Origin of the sequence: Mesorhizobium sp. M7A.F.Ca.CA.004.04.2.1 (assembly GCF_004022825.1) — a bacterium.
In the GTDB taxonomy this organism is placed as follows: domain Bacteria; phylum Pseudomonadota; class Alphaproteobacteria; order Rhizobiales; family Rhizobiaceae; genus Mesorhizobium.
Window position 1 is genome coordinate 1 of record NZ_RZPH01000701.1, and the last position, 1,715, is coordinate 1,715.

The 1,715-nt window shown below is 62.4% G+C and carries 2 protein-coding genes and 1 pseudogene; all 3 read left to right on the forward strand.

Annotated elements, in window-relative coordinates; translation table 11 throughout:
- Positions 1–769, forward strand: a 769-nt coding sequence (locus tag EN893_RS25490) for a D-amino-acid transaminase (protein WP_128361863.1), incomplete at its 5' end; no start/stop codon positions are given.
- Between the two features lie 145 nt (positions 770–914).
- On the forward strand, positions 915–1,160 hold the full coding sequence (gene hfq, locus EN893_RS25495) for an RNA chaperone Hfq (RefSeq protein WP_006202172.1): 246 nt from the start codon (positions 915–917) through the stop codon (positions 1,158–1,160).
- Positions 1,161–1,715: pseudogene (locus EN893_RS39465) on the forward strand (GTPase HflX); the annotation flags it as partial. It abuts the gene before it with no gap.

Consider the following 1,715-nt stretch of genomic DNA (forward strand, 5'->3'; position numbering starts at 1 on the left):
CTATGAGGTCTGCGAGGTGGCGCATGGCTTCATCGTCGACATGCCGCGCCATCTGGCGCGGCTGAACCGCTCGCTGACCGAATTGTCGATCGCCTGGCCAGTCACCTCTCACGTGCTGCCGCTTATCCTGCGCGAGGTGGTCAACCGCAACCATGTCGCCAACGGCCTGGTCTATGTCCAGGTGACGCGCGGCGTCGCCAGCCGCGACTTTGTCTTCCCTTCCGCAGACACCAAGCCGGCCCTGGTGGTGACCGCCAGGAAGGCCGACCCCGCAGCCGGAGCAAAGCGAGCCGAGACCGGCATCGCGGTCATCACCGTGCCGGAGAACCGCTGGGACCGCGTCGACATCAAGACCGTCGGGCTGCTGCCCAATGTATTGGCCAAGCAGAAGGCAAAGGAGGCCGGTGCGCAGGAAGCCTGGTTCGTCGACGCCGAAGGCAACGTAAAAGAAGGCGGCTCGTCCAATGCCTGGATCGTCACTCGGGACGGCGTCCTGGTCACCAGGCCGGCGGAGCACGGCATCCTGCGCGGCATCACCCGCACGACCATGTTCGAAGTGGCGGCCAAGCTCGGCCTGAAGATCGAGGAGCGCGGCTTTTCCGTCGCCGAGGCCAAGGCGGCACGCGAGGCGTTCATCAGCTCCGCAACGACACTCGCCATGCCGGTGGTGGCTATCGACGGCGATACGGTCGCCAATGGGCACCCCGGCTCAATAACACTTTCCTTGCGGCAGGCCTTTTTTGACATTGCGGAAAAAAGTCCAGCCTGATAACCGCACAGGTGGAATGAACATCAATATATCTCGTTCTGCTTGTCGTTACTGACGACAAGACGGTGTTTGCGAGCTTGACATGCGCCCGTTAATTTGGCGCATTGGCTTGCAAACCGAAGGGGATCGGCGAAAGACAAGAACAATGGCGGAACGATCGCAAAACCTTCAGGACCTGTTCCTGAATTCAGTTCGCAAGAGCAAGAACCCGCTCACCATCTTCCTTATCAACGGCGTCAAGCTGACCGGCGTGGTCACTTCGTTCGACAATTTCTGTGTCCTGCTGCGCCGTGACGGTCACTCCCAGCTCGTCTACAAGCACGCCATTTCCACGATCATGCCGAGCCAGCCGGTTCAGATGTTCGATGGCGAGGAAAGCCAGGGCGCCTGATTGGCACGTGAGAAAGACGCGGACGCCACCGTTCGCGGGAAACCAACGCATCATCCCGGGACGGAAGCCAAGGGCCCGACCCGGGCTGTTGTCATTGTGCCCGTCCTTACCCGCCACCAGCGCAACGACGACGAGACCAACCGTCCTCGGCTGATGCGTTCGGCTGATGCTCGCCACGACGAGGCCGTCGGCCTTGCCCGCGCCATCAACCTGGATCTGATCCACACTGCGGCGCTGACCGTCAACGATCCGCGCCCGGCGACGCTGCTCGGCAGCGGCAAGGTTGCGGAGTTCGCGGAAATCGTCAAAGAGGGACATGCGGAAGTGGTCGTCGTCGACCATCCGCTGACCCCGGTGCAGCAGCGCAATCTCGAAAAAGAGCTGAACGCCAAGGTGCTGGACCGCACCGGGCTGATTCTTGAGATCTTCGGCGAGCGCGCACGCACCAAGGAAGGCACGCTGCAGGTCGAACTCGCCCATCTCAACTACCAGAAGGGCCGCCTCGTGCGCAGCTGGACCCATCTGGAGCGCCAGCGCGGCGGCGCCGGCTTCCTC

Bases quoted from the DNA above. Each gene is read 5' to 3' on its own strand.
- hfq (WP_006202172.1), top strand. From the start codon at position 915: ATGGCGGAACGATCGCAAAACCTTCAGGACCTGTTCCTGAATTCAGTT.